General features: G+C 40.7%; 7 protein-coding genes and 5 pseudogenes. All 12 read left to right on the top strand.

The genetic code is table 11. The annotated features are described in order from the left end of the window. Positions 1-365 precede the first annotated feature (365 nt). Positions 366-2093: a glycoside hydrolase family 43 protein gene (locus tag DXA05_RS12030; RefSeq protein WP_128859187.1), complete on the top strand. Its 1728-nt coding sequence runs from the start codon at positions 366-368 to the stop codon at positions 2091-2093. A 25-nt stretch (positions 2094-2118) separates the two neighbouring features. After that, positions 2119-4563, top strand: a complete 2445-nt coding sequence (locus DXA05_RS12025; RefSeq protein ID WP_128859186.1) for a TIM-barrel domain-containing protein — start codon at positions 2119-2121, stop codon at positions 4561-4563. A 20-nt stretch (positions 4564-4583) separates the two neighbouring features. Continuing rightward, a pseudogene (locus DXA05_RS12020) lies at positions 4584-6559 on the top strand (glycoside hydrolase family 97 catalytic domain-containing protein). A gap of 19 nt (positions 6560-6578) precedes the next feature. Continuing rightward, a complete protein-coding gene (locus DXA05_RS12015) occupies positions 6579-7910 on the top strand; it encodes a glycoside hydrolase family 43 protein (RefSeq protein WP_128859185.1) in 1332 nt (443 codons plus the stop codon). A 216-nt stretch (positions 7911-8126) separates the two neighbouring features. Then, entirely contained in the window at positions 8127-9860 is a 1734-nt protein-coding gene (locus DXA05_RS12010; protein WP_128859184.1) for a glycoside hydrolase family 43 protein, read from the top strand. A gap of 120 nt (positions 9861-9980) precedes the next feature. Beyond that, a pseudogene (locus DXA05_RS12005) lies at positions 9981-13129 on the top strand (TonB-dependent receptor). Positions 13130-13139: 10 nt separating this feature from the next. Then, on the top strand, positions 13140-15140 hold the full coding sequence (locus tag DXA05_RS12000; RefSeq protein ID WP_128859183.1) for a RagB/SusD family nutrient uptake outer membrane protein: 2001 nt from the start codon (positions 13140-13142) through the stop codon (positions 15138-15140). Between the two features lie 42 nt (positions 15141-15182). After that, positions 15183-18015 (top strand): annotated as a pseudogene (locus DXA05_RS11995) (SusC/RagA family TonB-linked outer membrane protein). Positions 18016-18048: 33 nt separating this feature from the next. After that, the gene (locus DXA05_RS11990; protein ID WP_008024359.1) at positions 18049-19836 is read left to right on the top strand and encodes a RagB/SusD family nutrient uptake outer membrane protein; all 1788 of its coding nucleotides are present in this window, start codon (positions 18049-18051) and stop codon (positions 19834-19836) included. Between the two features lie 26 nt (positions 19837-19862). Then, positions 19863-20920 (top strand): annotated as a pseudogene (locus tag DXA05_RS11985) (DUF5627 domain-containing protein). A 19-nt stretch (positions 20921-20939) separates the two neighbouring features. Further along, positions 20940-23138: an endo-1,4-beta-xylanase gene (locus DXA05_RS11980; protein WP_004324537.1), complete on the top strand. Its 2199-nt coding sequence runs from the start codon at positions 20940-20942 to the stop codon at positions 23136-23138. Between the two features lie 115 nt (positions 23139-23253). Next, positions 23254-24579, top strand: a pseudogene (locus DXA05_RS11975) (cellulase family glycosylhydrolase); the annotation flags it as partial. Positions 24580-24598 lie beyond the last annotated feature (19 nt).

Raw genomic sequence — 24598 nt, 5'->3', positions numbered from 1 at the left:
AAAGAACGACCTTGTTCCTTTAAAAGGAACGGGTCGTTTCTTTTAAACCAAGCCCCCGTTTCTTTTAAACCAACGGGGGCTTTCTTTTAAAGGAAAATGAATATTTGCTAATGCTTGATATTCAGTCTTTTACATGATGGGGGATAAAAGTGTTGAAATAATAGGTAATGTAGTCATTTATCTTACCATTTTTCTGTTTTGGGGCTTTTTGTTACATCAGAAAAGAATCATGTTACATGTCTGTGATAAATGTAACCTGTATATAGATGCCTGTATCATGATTGTACATATATGATAAAACCGAATCGATACATTTGCAAACACTACTATGGAACAGGAAATTATAGAAAATAAAAAGTGATAATATGAGAACATTAAAATTGATTTTGTCGGGCTGGCAATCCGTGGGGCTTGTCGTATTTATTATGTTGTTTTTTAATATGGAGGTGAGTGGCAAGGGTAAAATAACGAAAAATGCTCCTGTCTTTACGCAATTTATTTATCAGGGGGAGGATGCTATTTATCAAAACAATCCTTTAAAGCCGGGTGAGTTCTATAATCCTATTTTGCAGGGTTGCTATCCCGATCCGAGTATAACGCGGAAAGGTAATGATTATTATTTGGTGTGCTCATCTTTTGCTATGTTTCCCGGGGTGCCTATTTTCCATTCTAATGATCTGGTCAACTGGAAACAAATCGGCCATGTGCTGGACAGAACGTCACAATTAAAGGTTGAAGATTGTGGAATTAGTGCTGGTGTATATGCTCCTGCTATAAGATATAATCCCAATAATGATACGTTTTATATGATAACCACTCAATTTTCCGGTGGCTTTGGAAATATGGTGGTAAAGACAAAGAATCCGGAGAATGGCTGGAGTGATCCGATCAAACTTCAATTTGAAGGCATTGATCCTTCTCTTTTCTTTGATGATAATGGCAAGGCATACGTGGTACATAATGATGCTCCTGCTAAAGCAAACGAGCGTTACTCGGGACACCGTGTTATAAAAATATGGGATTATGATGTGGAAAATGATAAAGTGGTTCCGGGAACGGACCGGATCATCGTAAACGGTGGCGTCAATATAGAAGAAAAGCCGATATGGATTGAAGCTCCTCATATTTATAAGAAAGATGGACGTTATTATTTAATGTGTGCGGAAGGAGGAACCGGAGGCTGGCATAGCGAAGTCATTTTTGTAAGTGATCATCCGAAAGGACCTTATCTTCCGTCAAATAATAATCCTATTTTAACTCAACGTTATTTTCCTGCAAATCGGGCGAATAAAGTAGACTGGGCTGGTCATGCAGACTTAGTGGAGGGACCCGACGGAAAATATTATGGTGTATTTTTGGGAATACGCCCTAATGAGAAGAACAGAGTAAATACCGGACGCGAAACTTTTATTCTTCCGGTGGACTGGAGCGGAACATTTCCTGTTTTCGAGAATGGGCTTATCCCTATGAAACCTACATTGAAGATGCCTTCGGGAGTCGAGAACCAAACAGGGAAAAACGGTTATTTGCCTAGTGGCAACTTTGTCTTTAAGGATGATTTCTCCGATAAGACATTAGACCTTAGATGGATCGGTCTTAGAGGTCCTCGTGAAGATTTCGTTGATATGACCGATAAAGGATTGCGGATCGTCCCTTTTACCTCAAATATTAATGAAGTGAAACCTACTTCTACCTTGTTCTACCGTCAGCAGCATAATCAATTTACAGCGGCAGCAACCATGGAGTACAAACCGAAAAATGAGAAAGATTTTGCCGGTATAACATGTTATCAAAATGAAAGATATCACTATGTTTTCGGTATCACTAAAAAGGGAAAAGACTATTACCTGATACTGCAAAGAACCGAAAAAGGACAAGCGAGTGTCCTGGGTGAGGTGAAGATAGAAACAGAGAAACCTGTGACACTGCAAGTAACAGCCAATGGAGATGATTATCGTTTTAATTATTCGATTGATGGCAAGGGTTTCATAAATTTAGGAGGAACCGTTTCCGGTGATATTCTTTCTACTAATGTGGCTGGTGGCTTTACAGGAGCAATGATTGGCTTGTATGCAACATCTGTTGGTAATTAATTAGAAACCTTATTATTCTATAATTATGAAAATACATCATCTATTTTGGGGTATATGTTTATGCTTCAGTACAAATGTTTTATTCGCACAAAATTATCAGAAAACATCGTCCGGCATCAAAACCACTGTAAATGCAGTGGATATAGAAGTACAATTTTTTGCGCCTGCTGTGGCGAGGATAATAAAGTCTCCGGAAGGTGTTGCCTATGAAAAACAGAGTCTTTCTGTAATTGCAAAACCTGAAAAGGTAAGTTTCAAGGCTGATATACAAGATAATAAGATTGTATTGAACACCCGTGAACTAAGTGTCAGTGTGGACACCGGGACGGGAATTGTTTCTTATTTCTCAAAGGATGGCAAAGTATTATTGGCAGAGAAATCCGGTATGCAGTTTATCGATTTCGATGATGCCGGGACAAAAACTTATCAGGTTTATCAACCTTTTATATTAGATAAGGAGGAAGCCATTTATGGTTTGGGACAATTGCAAAATGGAAAGATGATTCAGCGGAACATGACTAAAAATCTGATACAGGGAAATGTTGAAGATGTGTCACCTTTCTTCCAGTCTACTAAAGGATATGGTGTGTTTTGGGATAACTATTCGCCGACTCTTTTTACGGACAACGAAGTTGAAACATCTTTTCGTTCTGAAGTAGGTGATTGTGTAGACTATTATTTCATGTATGGGAAGGATGCCGATGGTGTAATAGCACAAGTACGCAGCTTGACCGGGCAAGCACCGATGTTTCCTTTATGGACTTATGGTTACTGGCAAAGTAAAGAAAGATATAAAAGCCAGGAGGAAGTGGTAGACGTTGTTCGTAAATATCGTGAATTGGGTATTCCTTTGGATGGTATTATTCAGGATTGGCAATATTGGGGGCATAACTATTTGTGGAATGCGATGGATTTTCAGAATCCGACTTTCAATAATCCTCAAAAGATGATGGAGGATGTCCATGCGATGAACGCACACATGGCTATATCTATCTGGTCGTCATTCGGACCGATGACCAAACCTTATAGAGAATTGGACAAAAAAGGTATGTTGTTTAACTTCACTACCTGGCCGCAATCGGGATTGGAGTCATGGCCCCCCAACATGGAATATCCTTCCGGTGTAAGGGTGTATGATGCTTACAATCCCGAAGCACGTGATATTTATTGGAAATATCTGAATGATGGAATTTTCAAGCTGGGAATGGATGCCTGGTGGATGGACTCTACCGAACCCGATCATCTGGATTGGAAGCCGGAGGATATGGATACCAAAACCTATCTGGGCTCGTTCCGTAAGGTGCGCAATGCTTATCCGTTGATGACTGTCGGAGGGGTTTACGACCATCAGCGTGCAGTGACTTCGGACAAACGCGTGTTTATTTTAACCCGTTCCGGATTCTTGGGGCAGCAACGTTATGGTGCAAATGTATGGAGTGGTGATGTCGCTTCCACATGGGAGAGTTTTAGAAATCAGATTCCTGCCGGATTAAACTTTTCTTTGTGTGGTATGCCTCACTGGAATAGTGATATTGGTGGCTTTTTTGCAGGACATTATAATAAAAGCTGGAATGATGATAGTGCTTCAAAAAATCCATTGTATCAGGAGCTTTATGTGCGTTGGTTGCAGTTTGGAACGTTCAATCCGATGATGCGTTCGCACGGGACGGATGTTTATAGGGAAATCTATAAGTTCGGAAAGAAAGGCGAGCCTGTATATGATGCTATCGAGAAGATGATAGGTTTACGTTACTCTCTGTTGCCTTATATTTATTCTACTTCTTGGGAGGTAAGCAATCGTCAATCGAGTTTTATGCGCGCTTTGATGATGGATTTTGTAGATGACAGAAAGGTGTGGGATATCAATGACGAATATATGTTTGGAAAATCAATCCTTGTAGCTCCGATTGCTCATGCACAATATACACCGGAAGCTGTGGTAAAAGTCTCCGAAGAAGAAGGATGGAACAGAGATGGAGTGAAAAAAGCAAAAACTGACGTTGCTGTGGATTTCATGGAAACGAAATCTACTAAAATATACTTACCGGCAGGAACGCTATGGTATGACTTCTGGACGAACGAGAAACACGAAGGCGGAAAGGAAATTACCAAAGAGACTACACTGGATGTTATTCCATTGTATGTAAAAGCGGGTAGTATTATTCCTGTCGGTCCACAAGTTCAGTATGCAACTGAAAAACCGTGGGATCATCTTGAATTGAAGGTGTATGCGGGTGCGAATGGAAACTTCATTTTATATGAAGATGAATTTGATAATTACAATTACGAAAAAGGAGCTTATACGGAAATTCCAATCTCTTGGAATAATGTATCTCGTAAATTGACGATAGGGGCAAGAAAAGGTGAGTATGAGGGAATGTTGAAGAACCGTAAGTTTACTGTAACTCTTCAGGACGGGACTCAAAAAAACGTCGATTATAATGGAAAAGCGATTTCTGTAAAGTTTTGATTGTAATAGAATGTGTGATTATGTCAGTAGAAAAGAATCTAAAAAGTAGAAATATGATGAAGTTTTTTATAGTGATGGCTATGCTATTGGGTAGTAGCGTTGCAAGTGCAGAAAATAAACAGATAACAAGTCCTGATGGAAAGTTGGTAGTAACAGTCGCAGATATGGATGGAAGACCTTCTTATTCTGTTAGTTATGACAATGTTCTTTTTTTGAAGCCATCTCCATTGGGGATTATTGCAAATATAGGAGATTTCTCATCAGGGATGTCGCTGGAGAAGAATGTTTCAACAAATAAAATAGATGAAACATACGAGTTGGCTTCTATTAAGCAGAGCAAGGTTCGTTATGTGGCCAATGAAGCTGTATTTTCGTTTACACAACAAGGGAAAACAATTTATGATGTTATATTTCGCATAAGTAATAACGATGTTGCTTTTAAATATAAGATGTATCCGCAAGGTGAGACACTAAGTTGCGTGGTTAAGCAAGAAGTCACAGGATTTGCATTTCCTGACGGAACCACCACTTTCCTTTGTCCGCAAAGTAAACCGATGGGAGGATTTGCCCGTACTTCTCCAAGTTATGAGACGTCTTATACGGCAGATGATGCCGCAGGCAAAAATGGCTGGGGAGAAGGATATACATTTCCCTGCCTGTTCCGTAATGGAGATAACGGTTGGGTGCTTGTTTCCGAAACGGGAGTAAATGGTGGATATTGTGCGAGCCGTCTGTTGGGACACAAAGGAGGAACGTATACAATCGGATTTCCGCAAGAAGGTGAAGCAAATGGGAATGGTACGGTTTCTCCGGGGATAGCATTACCGGGCGAGACGCTTGGCGTACTATTACTGTGGGCAAGACTTTGGCTCCAATAGTGGAGACAACGGTTCCTTTTGATGTTGTAAAACCGCTTTATCCGGCAAAAGGAGAGTATACGTATGGACGGGGCTCATGGAGCTGGATTATCGGTATGGATGGAAGTACTAATTATAAAGAGCAACTCCGGTATATTGATTTTTCGGCAGCAATGGGGTATCAATCTGTGTTGGTGGATGCCCTGTGGGATAAACAAATAGGACGTGATAAAATTGAAGAATTGGCTAAATATGGGAAGAACAAAGGGGTAGCTCTTTATTTGTGGTATAATTCGAATGGGTATTGGAATGATGCTCCGCAAACTCCGAGAGGTATTATGGATAATGCGATAGCCAGACGTAAGGAGATGAAATGGATGCAAAGCATTGGTATCCGTGGAATAAAAGTTGACTTTTTCGGAGGTGACAAGCAAATGACTATGCAGTTGTATGAGGATATCTTGTCGGATGCAAACGAGTACGGTCTTTTAGTTATTTTCCATGGATGTACTTTGCCTCGTGGCTGGGAACGTATGTATCCTAACTTCGCATCGAGTGAGGCTGTATTGGCTAGTGAAAATCTTCATTTCTCTCAAGGCAGCTGTGATCATGAGGCCTTTAATGCTACTTTGCACCCGTTTATTCGTAATACTGTGGGTAGCATGGATTTTGGAGGTAGTGCATTGAACAAATATTATAATGCGGATAATGCTCCACGGGGAAGCCGGCGGGTGACATCAGATGTCTACGCACTGGCTACGGCGGTTCTATTTCAAAGTCCGGTACAGCATTTTGCTCTGGCACCGAATAACCTGACCGATTCTCCGTCGTGGGCTATTGATTTTATGAAAGAGGTTCCAACGACTTGGGATGAGGTACGTTTCATTGACGGTTATCCTGGCAAATACGTTATTCTTGCCCGTCGTCATGGAGACAAATGGTATATTGCCGGAGTAAATGCGCAGAAGGAAACACTGAAACTTAAAGTTAATTTGCCGATGTTCTCTAATGGAGAAAAGGTGAGACTTTTTAGTGATGATAAGGTATTGCAGGGCGGTGTGAAACAAATAGGAATAGGAAAGAAACAAGAATTGCAATTGACTATTCCTTGCAATGGTGGAGTATTAATAACCAAATAACTGTTTAAACTGATAGAATATGAAAAACTTGAATTTTGGGGGTGTATTACTCCTGTTGGCAATGACTGCCGCCACTTCGGGAGTGGCACAAAATCCTATTATCCAAACAAAATATACCGCTGATCCGGCTCCGATGGTATATAATGATACCGTTTTCCTTTATACAACTCATGATGAGGATGATGCCGAAGGATTCAAAATGTTGGACTGGTTACTTTATACTTCCACCGATATGGTGAATTGGACCGATCATGGAGCTGTCGCTTCTCTGAAGAGTTTTGATTGGGTGAAACGTGATAACGGTGCTTGGGCAGAACAAGTCATCGAACGTAATGGCAAATTTTATATGTATTGCCCGATTCACGGTAATGGTATTGGCGTATTGGTCTCCGACTCTCCTTATGGCCCTTTTAAAGACCCTTTGAACAAACCGTTGGTTTGGCAAAAGGAGCATTGGTATGACATTGACCCGACCGTATTTATTGATGATGACGGACAAGCGTATATGTATTGGGGCAATCCGAATGTTTATTATGTGAAACTGAATGAGGATATGATTTCATATTCGGGGGAAATTGTACAAGTGGAAAATAAACCGGAACATTATCAGGAAGGTCCGTGGGTGTATAAACGGAACGGGCATTATTACATGGCTTTCGCTTCAACTTGCTGTCCGGAAGGGATTGGCTATGCTATGAGCGAAAAAGCTACCGGACCATGGAGTACAAAAGGATATATTATGCGTCCAACAGAGCGGAGTAGAGGAAATCATCCTGGAATTATCGATTATAAAGGTAGCTCTTATGTATTTGGCCTAAATTATGATTTGCTTCATTTGGAAACATTGGATCATAAGGAACGTCGTTCCACGTCTGTTGCAAAAATGCATTATAATCCGGATGGAACTATTCAGGAAGTTCCTTATTGGCAGGAGACGAAACTGGAACAGATTGAAAACTTTAATCCTTACCGTAGAGTGGAAGCTGAAACGATGGCTTGGGGATATGGTCTTAAAGCTGAAAATCATAAGAATGGTGGTTTGTATATAACCGATATCGATAATAATGAATATCTGTGTGTGCGTGGTGTCGACTTTGGCAAGAAAGGAGCAAAGAAATTCAGTGTAAGCGCAGCTTGTGTTGAAAAAGGCGGAATGATAGAAATTCGTCTGGATAGCACTGAAGGTCCGGTAATAGGTAGTGTCAGTATCTCACCGACAGGAGGACTGGATATATATAAACAGATGTCATGTCGGATAAAGAATGCAAAGGGTGTACATGATCTTTATTTCTGCTTTAAAGGAGAGAAAGGAAACAAACTTTTCAATCTGGATTATTGGGAATTTGAATAGCTTTTATTCAAAAAAAATAAGATTGTAATGTGTTTATAATCAGTGTAATTGTTTGGGTGTGCTACAAGGGAAAAGATAGATGTAACATTGAAAATGAAGATGTTATTTAGGAAAAGAAGCCCGTAACATAATTATGTTTGTAGTTTTATGAACTGGCATATCTTTGCAGAAAAGATCAGTAATTCATATTTGATTATAAAGAAAATAAGAAGTATTATGAAGAATACACAGGTAATACAATTAATGTCAATCGTCTGGCTCTCCATATTTATGCTGGGGATAACAATGATGTCATGTAACTCAAAGAAAGAACAACAATTACCGGCTATTGGAAAATCTGTGGCCCTCTTTGATTATTTTTCTTATAAGGGAAATGATGATTTTTATATTTCCAATCCTCTGTCAGATGAAAACTATTTCTATAATCCTATTTTGCCGGGATGGTATTCCGATCCAAGTGTTTGCACAAATGGAGAAGGTGATTATTTCCTGGTAACATCTACATTTACCTATTTCCCCGGCGTTCCTATTTTTCACAGTAAAGATTTGGTGAATTGGAAACAGATAGGGCATGTGTTGAACCGTGCTTCGCAATTAGTGAATATGGAAGGGCAGAACGTGAGTGGCGGTATTTTTGCTCCGGCTATTTCTTATAATCCGCATAACAAGACATATTATATGGTAACAACCAATGTAGGAGCCGGGAATTTCTTTGTGAAGACACAAGACCCGTTTGGTGAATGGTCGGAACCTATTATGTTGCCGGAAGTCGGAGGTATTGATCCTTCTTTCTTTTTTGATGAAGATGGCAAGGCATATATTGTTAATAATGATGAGGCTCCGGATAATAAACCTGAATATAGCGGACACCGTACTATACGCATACAAGAATTTGATGTGAAAACAGATAAGACGATCGGTCCTCGTAAGATTCTTGTAAATAAAGGAGCTCAACCGGCAGACAAACCAATTTGGATAGAAGGTCCTCATTTATATAAAATAAATGGAAAGTATTTCTTGATGTCCGCCGAAGGTGGAACGGGTAACTGGCATTCGGAAGTGATTTTCCGTGGTGATTCTCCGATGGGTAAGTTTCTTCCATGGAAAAACAATCCGATTCTGACGCAAAGACATTTGAATTCTGACCGTCCTAATTCGGTAACCTGTGCTGGTCATGCAGACCTGATTCAAACAAAAGAGGGAGATTGGTGGGCTGTTTTTCTGGCTTGTCGCCCTATTAATAATCAGTTTGAGAATTTGGGACGTGAAACATTTATGATGCCGGTGAAATGGAGTGAAGACGGATTCCCGTACATGACACAAGGAGATGATTTAGTACCTATGATTGTAAAACGTGAAGGTGCGAAACGCGATACGACAGTTACTTATGGTAATTTCGAGTTAATAGAGAACTTTGATTCTCCTATACTTGACATGACCTGGATGACTTTAAGAGCTTCTGCTTCCGATTTATATTCATTGACGGAAACGCCCGGATATCTGACCTTGAAGTGTGCAGATATTAGCGCTACGGAAAAGAAAACTCCGGCATTTGTCTGCCGTCGGTTACAACATCATAAATTTGAATGTGCTACCCGTATGTTGTTCAATCCTTCTAACGATAAGGAAACAGCCGGAATGTTATTGTTTAAAGATGAGACGCATCAATATTTCTTCTGCTTGAATAAAGTGGGTGAGAATAAAAATATTTCTCTGAAACAAATCGGTGAAAAGGAACAGACATTGGCTTCAGATGAAATAGACGCAGATACAAATGAAGTATATTTGAAATTAGTATCTCAAGGAATTGGTTACGATTTCTATTATTCTATTGATGGTGAAAAAAGCTGGAAACTGCTTTGTAAAGATGTAGCCCCCAGTTATCTCTCTACTACAACGGCTGGTGGATTTACCGGTACTACAATTGGATTATACGCTACTTGCAAATAATTATTTTTTTTATATAAATATAATGCTAGTAATTATGGGTGATATTTATAATGATGGCTAACGCACTTAAAAAAAGAATGATGATTAGAAAACAATGTAGTTAATTAACATCTTAAACTAATGGTAATGAAAAATGTAACGAAGAAAATTCAAAAGATTCCTTACTTGTTTCTCCTTATGTTGTTTAGTTTTGTAACAGCATCAGCACAGAAAGGGATAACGGTGAGGGGAACGGTTCTTGACAGTAATGGTGAGACAATCATTGGAGCCTCAGTAGTTTTAAAGGGTAATAATTCAATAGGTACGATTTCAGATATAGATGGAAATTTTGTATTGACCGTACCCAATGAGAAGTCTACCCTTATTGTTTCGTATGTAGGAATGAAACCACAGGAGGTAAAAGTGGTTTCCAAAGGTCTTTTTAAAGTGGTGTTGGAAGATGATACTAAACAACTGGAAGAAGTAGTAGTTGTAGGTTACGGACAACAGAAGAAAGCGAGTGTGGTAGGTGCTATCACGCAGACCACTGGAAAAGTTTTGGAACGGGCGGCTGGTATTTCTGATATTGGTGCGGCGTTAACCGGTAACCTGCCGGGGGTTATAACGACCCAAAGTTCCGGTATGCCAGGTGAAGAAGAACCGAAAATCACAATACGTGGGACTAGTTCATGGAATAATAGTGACCCGTTGGTACTGGTGGATGGCATAGAACGTCCGATGAGCAGTGTGGATATTGCTTCTGTACAATCTATTTCTGTCTTGAAGGATGCTTCTGCAACTGCTGTTTATGGTGTGAAAGGTGCAAATGGTGTCATTTTGGTAACGACTAAACGCGGAACTGAGGGAGCTGCCCAAATAAACATAGCAGCCAATGCCACGATGAAGATACCTTCCAAGCTTCCTAACAAGTTGGATTCTTATGATGCTTTGATGGCACGCAATATGGCTATTGAGCATGAGTTGAGCTTGTATCCGGATTCATGGTCGTACATAAAGCCGCAGTCAATAATTAATAAGTATCGTAATCCGGCAAATTTGGAAGAAGCGGAACGCTATCCGAATGTGGACTGGCAGGATGTATTGTTCAAAGACTATGCGATGTCCTACAATGCAAATGTGAATGTCAGCGGTGGAACTCGGTTTGTAAAATATTTCGCTTCTGTCGATTATGTGCATGAGGGGGACTTGTTCGATGTATTTGATAATGGGCGTGATTATAATTCCGGTTATGGATATGACAGAATTAATGTACGTAGTAATCTGGATTTTCAGATAACCAAGAGTACTGTTTTTAAGGTTAATGTAGCGGGCTCTAATGGATACAAGAAAACTCCTTATAATAATTCCAATTATGATAGCTCGGCCGACTGGTCGATTGCCCAGCAGTGGGCGGGGGCGTATAATATTGCTCCGGATGTATTTCTTCCAAAATATTCGGATGGTTCATGGGGATATTATCCGAATATTTCGAATGTTACCAATCTGCAGAAAATGTTTCATTGGGAGGTACGATGACTACCACTACTACACAGATAACAACTGACTTTGCATTGGAACAGGATTTGAGCTTTATAACGAAAGGATTGAGTGCAAGGGCTATGGTTTCTTGGGATAATACTTTTGTAGAATGGAAGCGCGGTATCAATGACCTATATAACGACGCACAACATAAATGGATTAATCCGGATACAGGGGAGGTCAGTTATAAAAAGTCGTATGACAACAATACAGGTTTTGATTTTATGCAGGGTGTAATGTGGAATACGGAAGGTGGTGAAGTCAAGAATTGGGCGACACAGCGTAACCTTAATTATCAGGCACAGTTAAATTGGGCCCGTAGTTTTGGAAAGCATAATGTTACCCTTATGGGATTGTTCAGTCGTCAAGAAACGGCTACAGGAAGTGAAATTCCTCACTATCGTGAAGACTGGGCATTCCGTACTACTTATAATTGGGCGGATAGGTATTTTATTGAATATAATGGTGCTTATAATGGTTCCGAGAAGTTCAGCAAAGAAAATCGTTTTGCATTCTTTAATTCCGGTGCTATCGGATGGATGGTTAGTGAAGAACCGTTTATGAAATTCTTGAAAGAACGCAGAATTTTGGATATGTTGAAAATTCGTGCTTCTTATGGTGAAATCGGTGATGATAATGTAAAAACACGTTGGTTGTATATGAACCAATGGGCTTACGGCGGAACCTCGTCTTTGGATGTAGATCGTGGTGAAAGTCCATATACTTGGTATCGTGAATCAGCAGTAGGTAATTCTGATGTGCATTGGGAGAAAGTAAAGAAATTGAATTTTGGTATTGATTACTCTTTTTTGGATGGTTTGTTTGCAGGTAGCGTGGAAGTCTTTCGTGATAAACGTACTGATATTCTGGTGGGTGGAAGCGATCGGGCTATTCCTTCTTATTTTGGTACTACAGCAGTTACTGCTAACTTAGGTAAGGTTAGAACCAAAGGTTATGAGTTGGAACTTCGTATCAACAAGACATTTTCCAATAAGATGCGCGTTTGGGCTAATATGAGCATGACCCATGCGGAAAATAAGATACTTGAAAAAGACGATGCTCCATTGTTGGCTGGGTATCAAAAGGTGGCTGGTTATGCCATTGGTCAGAATAAGGCATATATTGATAATGGATATTTGAATTCTTATGACGATGTGATTGGTAGCCCGCAGCATGATACAAACAATTCACAACGTCTTCCCGGAGACTATTATATTGTCGATTTCAATGGGGATGGTGTCGTCGACAGCAAGGACCAAGCTCCTTACGGTTACTCTGATACTCCACAGAATACATATAATGCTACTCTTGGCTTTGAGTGGAAGGGATTTAGTGCTTTTGTTCAGTTCTATGGTGTAAACAATGTGACTCGTGTCGTTCAGTTGACCAGTTTTGGCAGTCAGATGAATACGGTGTATGACCAGGGTAGCTGGTGGTCTGAGGCTGGCGATGCGGCCGATGTTGTAACTCCGCGCTGGTTGTCAAAGGTGAGCGGTTACAGTAATGGTACGCAATACTATTATGACGGTTCTTATATTCGTCTGAAAAATGCAGAGATAGCCTATACCTTTACAGATGGATGGGTGCGAAAACTCGGGGTGAAAAATTTGAAGATTTACTTAAATGGAAACAACTTATGGGTATGGTCTAAGATGCCGGACGACCGTGAATCGAATTTTGCAGGTTCGGGTAATCAAGGGGCGTATCCTACGGTGAAACGTTTCAACTTAGGTGTTAAATTTACATTATAATCAAAGTACTATGAGAAAAATATATAGAACTCTTTTATGCGGTAGCTTATTGCTCTTCTCGTTGGGATTTTCATCTTGTGAGGACTATCTAGACAAGGAAGCTGACTCTACTGTATCTGAAGAAGAAGCATTTAAGAACTTTAGGAATTTTCAGGGGTTTATCGAGGAAATATACAACTGTATTCCTGATAAGGAGAAGAACAATTATACTACTTCCTGGAACTGGGGAGATGATGAAATATTCAACCCGGAAGGTGACAGCCACATGACGCATCAGGTCGATTTGGGTAACTTCCGTGCATGGTCTACCAATAATCAATGCTGGCTCTATCGTACCGGCAGTGATCCTACGGCTACTTATCATCCGAACAGTGACGGCAATGCTAAGTTTAAACATTCACTGTGGCCACATGCATGGTATTGTATACGTAAGGCTAACATCGGTATCGCTAATCTAGAAAGGTTAACGGAAGCTACGGATGAGGAGAAAAAACTGATTGCCGGTCAGCTTTATTTTTTCCGCGCATGGTGGCACTTTGAAATGATGCAATATTTTGGTGGCTTGCCTTATATTGATACAGTCTTATCTGCTACAGAGAAAATGTCTTTGCCACGTCTGAGTTATCAGGAATGTGCAGATAAAGCAGCAGTCGATTTCCGTATGGCAGCGGATTTGCTTCCTATTAATTGGGATAACACAACTGTTGGCAAACAAACCGCGGGTAAGAATGATTTGCGTATCAACAAGATTATGGCATTAGGCTATCTGGGCAAGAATTATCTTTGGGCTGCCAGTCCTCTGATGGAACATGGTGCGCAGCTAGGTGGAAGCAATACTTACAATTACAATACAGAATATGCAAAAAAAGCAGCAGAGGCATTCGGAGAGTTACTGACACTTGTCGAAAGCGGGCAGACGCAATATGCATTGGCGCAGTTTGATTATAGTGATATTTATAATCATACCAAATCGGCATCTGCTTCTAATAGTTATTCTGAAATATTCTATACTACTGGTCAGAACTGGAAAATGCCGGGTACTACAGAAGCTATTTTCCGTGGTCCGTCCGAAGACTTCAACGGTAGTAACTGGAATATGACCAAGTTGTGGGGACCTAAAATTTATGGTTTGGTTGAACATGATAATATCATCCACCAACCTACTGCCAACTATGTGAATTTATATGGTATGGAGAACGGTTTGCCATTGAGTGAAGATGAAACAAAATCCGGTTTTAGAAAGAATTCTCCATTTAGAAATCGTGATGCCCGTTTTTATCATGACATAGTTTTTGACGGATTCCATTATGTCAATGCAGCTATTCCTGAAGCAGACAAGGAATTCTTGCGCTATTGCACTCTGTATACGGGCGGAGCTATGAGAGCCGTGGCCAATGCTAGCCGTACCGGCTATTTCATCCAGAAATTAGTACCGCATCAGGCTAATAAATATGACGAACTCTATAATTGGTCGGGTAACCTGCATACATATTTACCTTACATGCGTTTGGCGGATATTTATCTGATGTATGCTGAGGCTTGTGCGGCAGTAGACGGTGCTGCAGGTAAATCTACGAATTTTGGTAAAACGGCTGAAGATGCGATCAATACTTTGCGTAAACGTGCAGGAGTAGGCCCTGTTGGTGGAGGGGAACCGGGTGATGAAAAAGGTACTCTTTGTCCGGAATATATTTCCAATTCCCAGAAATTTATGGATGAAGTTCGTCGTGAACGTGCTGTCGAGTTGTCTTTTGAAGGTTTCCGCTTTAACGATTTGCAGCGTTGGTTGCTGCTGACCGAAGAGCCCTATACTATTAAGACTTCACAAGAATTCGAACGTGTAGAGAATGAAGACTTTTATAAGAATAATGATCCGGCAGAGGCAGAAGTGAGAAACTTCCGTGAGGAGACTATTTTGAAACGGGTATTTGGAACGAAGCATTACTGGTTCCCCTTATTGGATAATGACGTGTATCTGTATGCTGAATTCCCGCAGAATCCGGGATGGTAATCCCTTATGGTTACTGAATGTATAATTATAAATGAATAAACAATGAAACATATATATAGAAGATTCATTCTCAGTGCAGTGCTTGTTTTTCCGGTTGTTATTTCTGCCGGTGCACAAGAGTTGGCAGGGGATAATGCAAGTTCGCTGCAAAACGATTCGTTGGTGCAGGTGGCTTTCCGAAAGGTTTCTCAGAACAATTTATTAGGAGGTGCCTCAGTAGTAAATGTAGAGGAATTGACGAAGAAAAATTACAATACATGGAGCTTGACCGATATGCAGGGATATGTCGGTGGTTATAATGGTAACTCATTGTGGGGAATGGATGAAAAGCTGATATTGGTGGACGGGGTACCTCGCAATATTGATTATATTTCTCCTACGGAAATCAGCCAAATAACCTTTTTGAAAGGTGCGCAAGCTGTGGTGCTCTATGGAAGTCGTGCGGCTAAAGGAGTAATTATGATTACAACTAAAAGAGGTAAGAGTACGGATCTTCAAGTAGATGTACGCGCCAATACAGGGTTTTATGTCGCAAAGAGTTACCCCGAATATTTAGGTTCGGCCGAATACATGACTCTTTATAATGAAGCACGTGCCAATGACGGGCTCGGTGCTCTCTATAGTGCGGAGGATATTTACCATTATGGATCCGGTGAGAATCCTTATCGTTATGCTAATGTGAATATGTATTCGTCGGACTATATCAAGAAGGCATATAATCGTTCGGATGTTACAGCCGAAATTTCGGGTGGCAATCATCGTGCCCATTTTTATACGAATATAAATTATCTTCGTTCCAATGACGTTTTCAAAATCGGTGAAGCGAAGCATAATGGGACCAATGGTTTAAATATTCGCGGTAACGTAGATTTGACATTGAATGACTTTATTACAGCTTATGTGAATGCTAAAGTATCTTTCTATTCACGTCGTAGTGCCAATGGGTCTTATTATTGGAGTGCGGCATCTACATTGCGTCCCAATCGTATTTCTCCGTTGATTCCGTTGAGTTATATTGATGCAAATGCAGCCAGTGCATGGGATTTGGTGGCGAATAGCAATAATATAGTTGATGGAAAATACTTTTTGGCAGGAACACAATCTGATATGACAAATGTATTTGGCGATTATTATGCTTCAGGTTATAGCAAAGCAACAGATCGTTCGTTCCAGTTTGATGCGGGAGTGAACATTGGTTTGGACAAGGTGTTGAAAGGACTCTCTTTTCATACTCGGTTTTCTGTAGATTACTCTACTGCTTATATTACTTCTTATAATAACAGCTATGCCACATATGCGCCTACCTGGTCTAATAATGGCGGGAAAGATATTATTGTCGGTTTGACAAAATACAATGAGGACAAGAAGTCCGGTGTGCAGAATATCAGCGGCAGTTCGGATAACCAGACTGTTTTATTCTCCGGCCAGTTCGATTACGAAAACACTTTAATGATGATCATCATTTTGCTGCCATGTTAATAGCCTCTGGTTATCAACAAAGTTATTCAGGAGAATATCATAAGACAAGCAATGTAAATTTGGGCATGCAGTTGGGATATAACTTCCGCAATAAATATTATGCCGATTTTGGTGGGGCTGTTATACATTCTGCAAAGTTGGCTCCGGGACATCGTAATGCTTTCTCACCTTCTTTGACATTGGGCTGGAAATTATCAAACGAGAGCTTTCTGGAAAATTCTCCGGTAGTGGACGAACTGATGTTGAGTGTGTCCGGTAGTATCTTGAATACGGATTTGGGAATTGACAACTATTATATGTATGATGGTTATTACAACCAGTCGGACGGTGCATGGTGGGGATGGCGCGAGAGTGTATCCCTACACTCTACTAACTCCAAACAAGGGGCGAATGAAGACTTGAGCTTTATCAAGCGTAAAGAGCTTTCAGTTAATCTGAAAACTTCTTTATGGAACCGGATGATAACAGCGGATGCATCTTTCTTTGTTAATTCAATCGAGGTAAAATCGTGACTTCTACTACTCAGTATCCGGAGTATTTCTTCACTTATTATCCGACTGCTTCGTTTCGTCCGTACATCAACTACGATAATGACCGTCGCATGGGATTTGATTTCAACGTAAACTACAACAAACGTTTCGGCAAGGTTGATTTTACAGCGGGCGTTACCGGAACTTACTATACAACGAAAGCTACCAAGCGGGATGAATTGTATCAGGATAAATACCAATACCGTAAAGGATATGCTGTTGACGGTATTTGGGGATTACAGTGCATCGGATTCTTCAAGGATGAGCAGGACATCATCGATTCTCCAGAACAGCGTCTTGGCGGTACAATAAGACCGGGTGATTTGAAGTATGTAGATCAGAATAATGACGGTATAATTGATGATAAAGATCAGGTTTATCTGGCTCGTGGAGGTTGGTATGGAGCTCCCTTGGCGTTGGGTATAAACTTGACTGCTAAATGGAAAGGATTAACTTTCTTTGTATTGGGTACAGGTGAGTTTGGCGGACATGCCATGAAAAACAACGAGTCTTATTATTGGATATCCGGTGAAGATAAATACTCGGCAGTAGTCCGGGGGCGTTGGACTCCGGAAACGGCAGCAACAGCTACTTATCCGCGTCTGACTACAGAAAGTGGAACTAATAACTTTTATTCTTCCGACTTCTGGATGTATAAGACGGATGCTTTCCGTTTGGCAAAAATACAGGTCACGTATGACCTGCCTTCCAAGTGGTTTAAGAATAGTTTTGTTCATGGAGTATCCGCATATATCAGCGGTTCTGATTTGCTCACAATATCCAAGGAACGCAAGGCGCTGGAATTGAATGTTGGCTCCAGCCCGCAATGCCGCTTCTATAATTTAGGTGTGACTGCAACTTTCTAATACAGATTATTTCAATAATTAAAGAACGAAATTATGAAAAATATATTCAAATTATTGGCTTTCTTACCTCTGCTGACTGCTTGTGACGATTTGTTTGAACCGGCACTAGAGAACAACAGAGATCTTGAGGCTATGTATAAAGAACCGAGCTATGCGCAGGGTATACTTGCGAACGCTTATATTATACTTCCTTACGAAACTTCACCTACAAGTGACTTGGCTACGGATGATGCTGTGACTAATGAGATTTCCAGTAACTATCTGCGAATGGCTACAGGTTCCTGGACTGCCAATAATAATCCGGTTTCCCAGTGGCAGAATCGTTTCAATGCTATCCAGTATATCAATCTTTTTTTGGAGAATGTAGATAAGGTAGAATGGGCAAAAGATGAACGTATCTCTACCATGTTTCTTGATCGTTTGAAAGGAGAGGCTTATGGGTTGCGTGCACTGCATATGTATTATTTGTTACGTGCACATGGTGGCAAGATTGCGGACGGCACATTGATGGGAGTACCTATTATTTTGAAATCGGAAGGACCGGATGCGGATTTTAATCATGCTCGTGCCACTTATTCCGATTGCGTGAAGCAAATAATGGAAGATGCTGATAAGGCTATCGAATTATTGCCGCTCGATTATAAGAAATTTGCAGATAGTGAGATACCGGAAAAATATAAAAACATCGGTGTGACGAATGCGAGTGATTATCGGCGTGTTTGTGGTGAAGAATATAGAGGGTTGATGAGCGGACGGATTGCATTGGCAGTCCGTGCACAAACGGCTCTGTTAGCTGCCAGTCCGGCATTCCAAAGCGGGTCGGGAATGACTTGGGAACAAGCTGCCGATTATGCTGCTGAAATTATAGAGAAAGCTAACGGTGGCGGCGGCTGCGGGCTGGATGCAGATGGATTGGAGTGGTATACACTTGCGGATAAAGATTATGGAACGGGCGGCAGTCCCGCCGAGGTTATTTGGCGTAGTAGTACAGATGATAATAATACATTGGAAACAGCTAACTTCCCTCCATCACTTTACGGAAACGGTCGTGTCAATCCTACCCAGAATTTGGTGGATGCCTTTCCTATGGCGAACGGTTACCCTATTTCTGAAACATCAGGCAATTACGATGCAGAAAACCCGTATGATAACCGTGATCCGCGTTTGGCAAAATACATCGTTTACAATGGTAGCAAGCAAGGTCCTAGTGATACGGAAATTATTACAGGAACTTACGGAACGAATACAGACGTTGTGAATAAGGAAAGCGGAAGGTCTACTCGTACAGGTTATTACTTGCGGAAACTATTGCGTAAAGAGTGTAACCCTAATTCACAGTATAATACAAAGAAGAAGCATTATACCGCACGTATCCGTTATACAGAGATGTTTCTGATTTATGCGGAGGCGGCTAATGAGGCTTGGGGACCACAGAATAATCATGGACATCTTTTTAGTGCTTATGATGTAATCAAAGCCATTCGTACGCGTGCCGGTTTAGGTATCGATAATGGAGATGCTTATTTGGAGAGCATAAAGGATAATAAAGACAAGATGCGTGAACTAATCCGTAATGAACGCCGTATCGAACTTTGTTTTGAGAATTTCCGTTTTTGGGATTTACGTCGCTGGAATGTTGATTTGACCAAACTGAATGAAACTGCTCTTGGGGTGGAAATAAGCAAGAATGGTTCTGTAATGAACTACTCTCCGCTTACGGTAGAGAAAAGAAAGTATGAGGAGTATATGATTTACGGGCCAATACCTTTTGCTGAAGTAATGAAGTGGAGCAATCTGGAACAGAATGTCGGTTGGAAATAATTGTAAAATAATAAATAATGAAGCATATGAAATTAATTAAATTAATATTTGCCATGTCAGTTGGAGTCTTTGTTTCATGGACGATGACATCCTGTGAAAATCAAGATAATGAATTTCCTGATTATGAGGGCGGCACTTCAGTCTATTTTGCAACCCAGTATCCGGTGAGAACGTTGGTTATGGGTGAAGATGAGTATGATACGACGCTGGACAATGCTCATAAATGTAAGATTAATGCTACTATGGGCGGTGTTTATGCTAATAAGAAGGATATCACGATAGATATTGAAGTAGACAATACATTATGTGATAACCTTTATTATTCGTATACTTCTGCATCTGAAAATGTGCCGGTAAAAGCTATGCCTCCAACTACTATACATTATCTGATGATAAGATCACTCTGAAGAATGTATTGATGGATGGTGTGGAAGTCTCATTTACTGATGCTTTTTTTGCTGATCCCGAAGCATTGACCGCTACCTATGTTATACCTTTGGTAATGACAGGTGTGACTAATGCTGACCGTATTTTGAATGGTACTTTGTCCGAAGGGGCAGAAGCCGTCAGATGTAATTCGTCAGTGTGGTTGGTGCAACCACAGGATTATGTACTTTATTGTGTGAAATACATCAATAAATGGACTGGTAAGTATCTGCGTCATGGCGTGGACAAAGTGACAGAAAACGGGACAACTACCGAGAATGATCGCCATAACGAGTATGTAGAAGATGATGAAATATGTCAGACTGTAACAAAATCTTTGACTGAAACCATTCTTACAGTTACTACCAATTTAGGGACAACAGACAATCCGCGTAATATCAGTTATAAGTTGCTGCTGGTTTTTAATGGCGATGAATGTGTGGTTTCCGGGTTGGACGGCGTTACGGCTACTGGTACTGGTAAGTTTGTTCAAGACGGTGAGAAGAATAGTTGGGGTAATAAAGACCGTGATGCCATTTATTTGAAGTATACTGTGGATTTCAGTAATGGATTAAAGCTTGAAACAGAAGATACACTGGTTGCGCATAGTCGTGGCGTGGCAAGAGAAGATTTTACGCCGATCTATGTGAAGAATTAATCGTTAAATCTAGAAGAATATGAAATACTATAATAGAATTTTACTGCTTGCTATGGTTGCCGGAATAACTGTATCTTGTGCAGATGCGCTTTTTGCGGACTACAAGACAGAGAAACCGGAGAGTCTGAAAAAGTATGAGTACTTGAACGAATATGGTGATTTGAAAACATATATTGACCGTATCTCCCATCCCGACTTCAAGTTGGGAACGGGGGTCACGGTGAGTGATTTCTTGAAGCAAGATTTGGTTTATACTTTGACTGTCAACAACTATGACGACGTGACGGCTGGTAATGCCATGAAATATAGCTCCTGTGTAGATGCCAAAGGAAATATGGATTTCGGCACAGTCAAGAAGTTTGTGAAAACTGCAAAAGAAACAGGAATTAGTATTTATGGGCATACGCTCTGTTGGCATTCACAGCAGCAAAATGCTTATTTGAATGGGCTGATTGCGGATAAAGAACCGGAACCGGTTCCTGGTAGTTCAGAAATCGCACTTCATATAAAAACCTCGAAACCTCAAGCGAATGTATGGGATTGGGAATTGTATTATGATTTGGATGAAGCATTAATAGCAAATCAAGAATATACTATAAGTGTGCGGATGAAGGCTTCTTCGGCTATAACCTTTCCGTTCTGGCCGGGGAAGAAAGATGGGACTGACACTCAATATGGTGCAGGGACCTTTTCAGCGGGTGAGCAATGGTCAACTAACACATTCACGTTTACGCCTTCTGCTGATATCGATAGGTTACGGTTCTGTTTCGGTTTGTTTGGCGGTGATTTGTATTTTGATGATTTAACATTGACTGCCTCGGGCTCTGATAGAAATTTGATTATGAACTCTACTTTCGAAGAAAGCAAAGATCTGTCCCGATGGAGTAAAGCGAGTTGGATTGATTTTGCTTATGGGATAGAGGAGGTCCAGGAAAGTGGATCCGTGTTAACTAATGTATATATATTAGAGGATGACTTTTCAAGCGGAACAGCTATGATGGGTTGGGGAAATAACTCGACTCGGCAGGTGATTGACGGAGTACATCAAATGACAAATCCGTCGGAAGTAAATTCTTGGGAGGCACAGGCTGGCTATGATTTTTCAGCTCCTTTGACAGAAGGGACTACCTATTTCTTAAAGATGAAGATTAAAGGCAGTGTAGCAGGTAGTATTGGAGCGGTCTTTCAAAAACCGGACGGATTTGCCGGGCGTGGTGACTTCCCTTCCATACCAATTACAACAGAATGGGAAGAGGTTACTGTATTTACCAACTGCACGGGAGATGCGGCTACTCGTATTCTTTTTAATTATGGGAAGTATGCCGGTACCATCTATATTGATGATTTGTCTATATATTGGCAGAAGTCGGGTAATACGATTCCTCTGACTCCTGAAGAGAAAGAAGAAATCCTCACGAACGAACTGGAACGTTGGATTAAAGGTATGTTGGAATCTTGCGGTGGTTATGTTAAGGCATGGGATGTCGTGAATGAACCTATTTCCGGAAAAGATTCGGATGGGGATGGCTATTACGATCTTCAGTCAGCTTCTCAAACAGATGATAATGGTGTTTCCGGTGAAAACTTCTATTGGCAGGATTATTTGGGTGATGATTACGCCCGTATTCCGATTAAGTTTGCGCGTAAGTATTTTGCGGAGTCCGGTGGTAACCCTGATGAGTTGAAGCTTTTTATTAACGACTATAATCTGGAATCCGACTGGGATCAGAATAAGAAGTTAAAGAGCTTGATACATTGGATCGAACGTTGGGAGTCTGACGGGGAAACAAAGGTGGACGGTATCGGTACTCAAATGCATGTGTCTTACTATATGAATCCTGCTACTCAGGCTAGTAAGGAAAACGCCATTATCAATATGTTTACCCTGTTAGCTTCTACCGGTAAGCTCATAAAGATCACAGAATTGGATATGGGTATTGTCGATGCAGCTGGTGAAACGATACTGACAGAGAATCTGACAGACGAAATGCAGCAGAATATGTCTGATTTCTATCAGTTCATTATTGAGAAATATTTTGAGATTATTCCGGTGGCACAGCAATATGGCATCACTCATTGGAGCCCGACAGACAGCCCTTCTGAAAACTCCTTCTGGAGAAAAGGACAGCCAATTGGTCTGTGGGATTTGAATTACAACCGCAAACCTGTCTATGTCGGTTTCCTTGAAGGTTTGAGAAATGGTACTGCCAGTAAATAAATGAGATAGAAAACTATCATGTAGTTTATGCTGATTTAGATTAGGCACGCTCGTCCGGATAGCGGAGTCTCTCGATAGAGCTCCGCTATTATTTTAAATAGATGTAATTAAATAGATTGATGAAATTATGAAAAGAATAATAGGTATATTAACTTTGTCTTGTCTGTTGTTTTCTGCTTGTGGCAAGGATGAAATTCCGCAAGAGGAAAACGAAAAAAAAACAGAAGAAACAACACCCGGTGATGATACCGGCGGTGATGAATCGGATGATGATCCTGATTCTCCGAAGCTGGTTGTTCCTTTACATGTAGAGGGACGTTATCTGAAAAATGAACAAGGGAAAATTGTCAACTTGCATGGATTTACGCAGACTTATAGTCCTTATTTTAATAACAACGCATGGAGTAATTATGATGTAAGCAGTTGTCTTAGCTATAACAAAAGTATGGTGGATAAAATACTGGCTGCCGGATGGAAATTTAACTTTGTACGTCTGCACATGGATCCTTATTGGAGTGATGATACTACGTTGCCTTATGTGCGTTATGAAGGACATGAACGTTTCTCGGAAACACGTTTCAAGAAGTACCTGAAAGAGTTATTTGTCCCAATGGCGGAATATTTTATTTCTAAAGGGATGTATGTGGTGATGCGCCCGCCGGGAGTTTGTCCACATGCAGGTGATACTGAAGATAACAGGTATCTAGGTATAGAGTTGGGAGATTCTTATCAGGAGTTTCTGCTGAAAGTATGGGACATTGTATCGCAGAATGCTGTTGTGAAGAATAATCCCGGGATTATGTTCGAGTTGGCTAATGAACCCGTTCATATAAAAGGTACAGACGGTAAATATGGTGGTGACGGTGATGCTTGCTTCATCAATATGCAAAAGTATTTTCAGGCGATTGTTGATAAAATACGTGGAAATGCTTGTAACAATATCATTTGGGTACCCGGATTGGGCTGGCAATCTCAGTATAGTGGCTATAAAGACCATCGTATCGAAGGAGGAAATATTGGTTTTGCCGTACACTGTTATCCGGGCTGGTATGGAAGTGATGCCGAACAGGACAGTGGTGAAGGAAATGGCTCCTCTACAGGAGGGGGATATGAACCTTTCCAACGTGGTTGGGACAAGCAAGTAGGTCCGGTAGCTAGTTTTGCTCCTGTCATGGTGACTGAGATAGACTGGGCACCGAAGAAATATGATGCAACATGGGGGAAAAGTATTACGGGAGTGGCGAAAGGCGAAGGTTTTGGAGCTAATTTCAAATACATAGCCGATCAATCCGGCAACGTTTCCTGGCTGTTCTTTACTACAAAGTCTCATGAATTGGCTGCTTTTAAGGATGTAGCGGGTGAACCGGGAAACTATACTTTTTTGAATGATCCAGAAGCGTGCCCGTGGGCTATTTATCACTGGTTTAAAGAGTATGCCGAAATGGATGAATAATAATATC

This window comes from Bacteroides sp. AM54-2NS, assembly GCF_003602935.1.
Classification (GTDB): Bacteria; Bacteroidota; Bacteroidia; order Bacteroidales; family Bacteroidaceae; genus Bacteroides; species Bacteroides xylanisolvens.
This window is presented reverse-complemented; position numbering and strand designations above follow the sequence as displayed.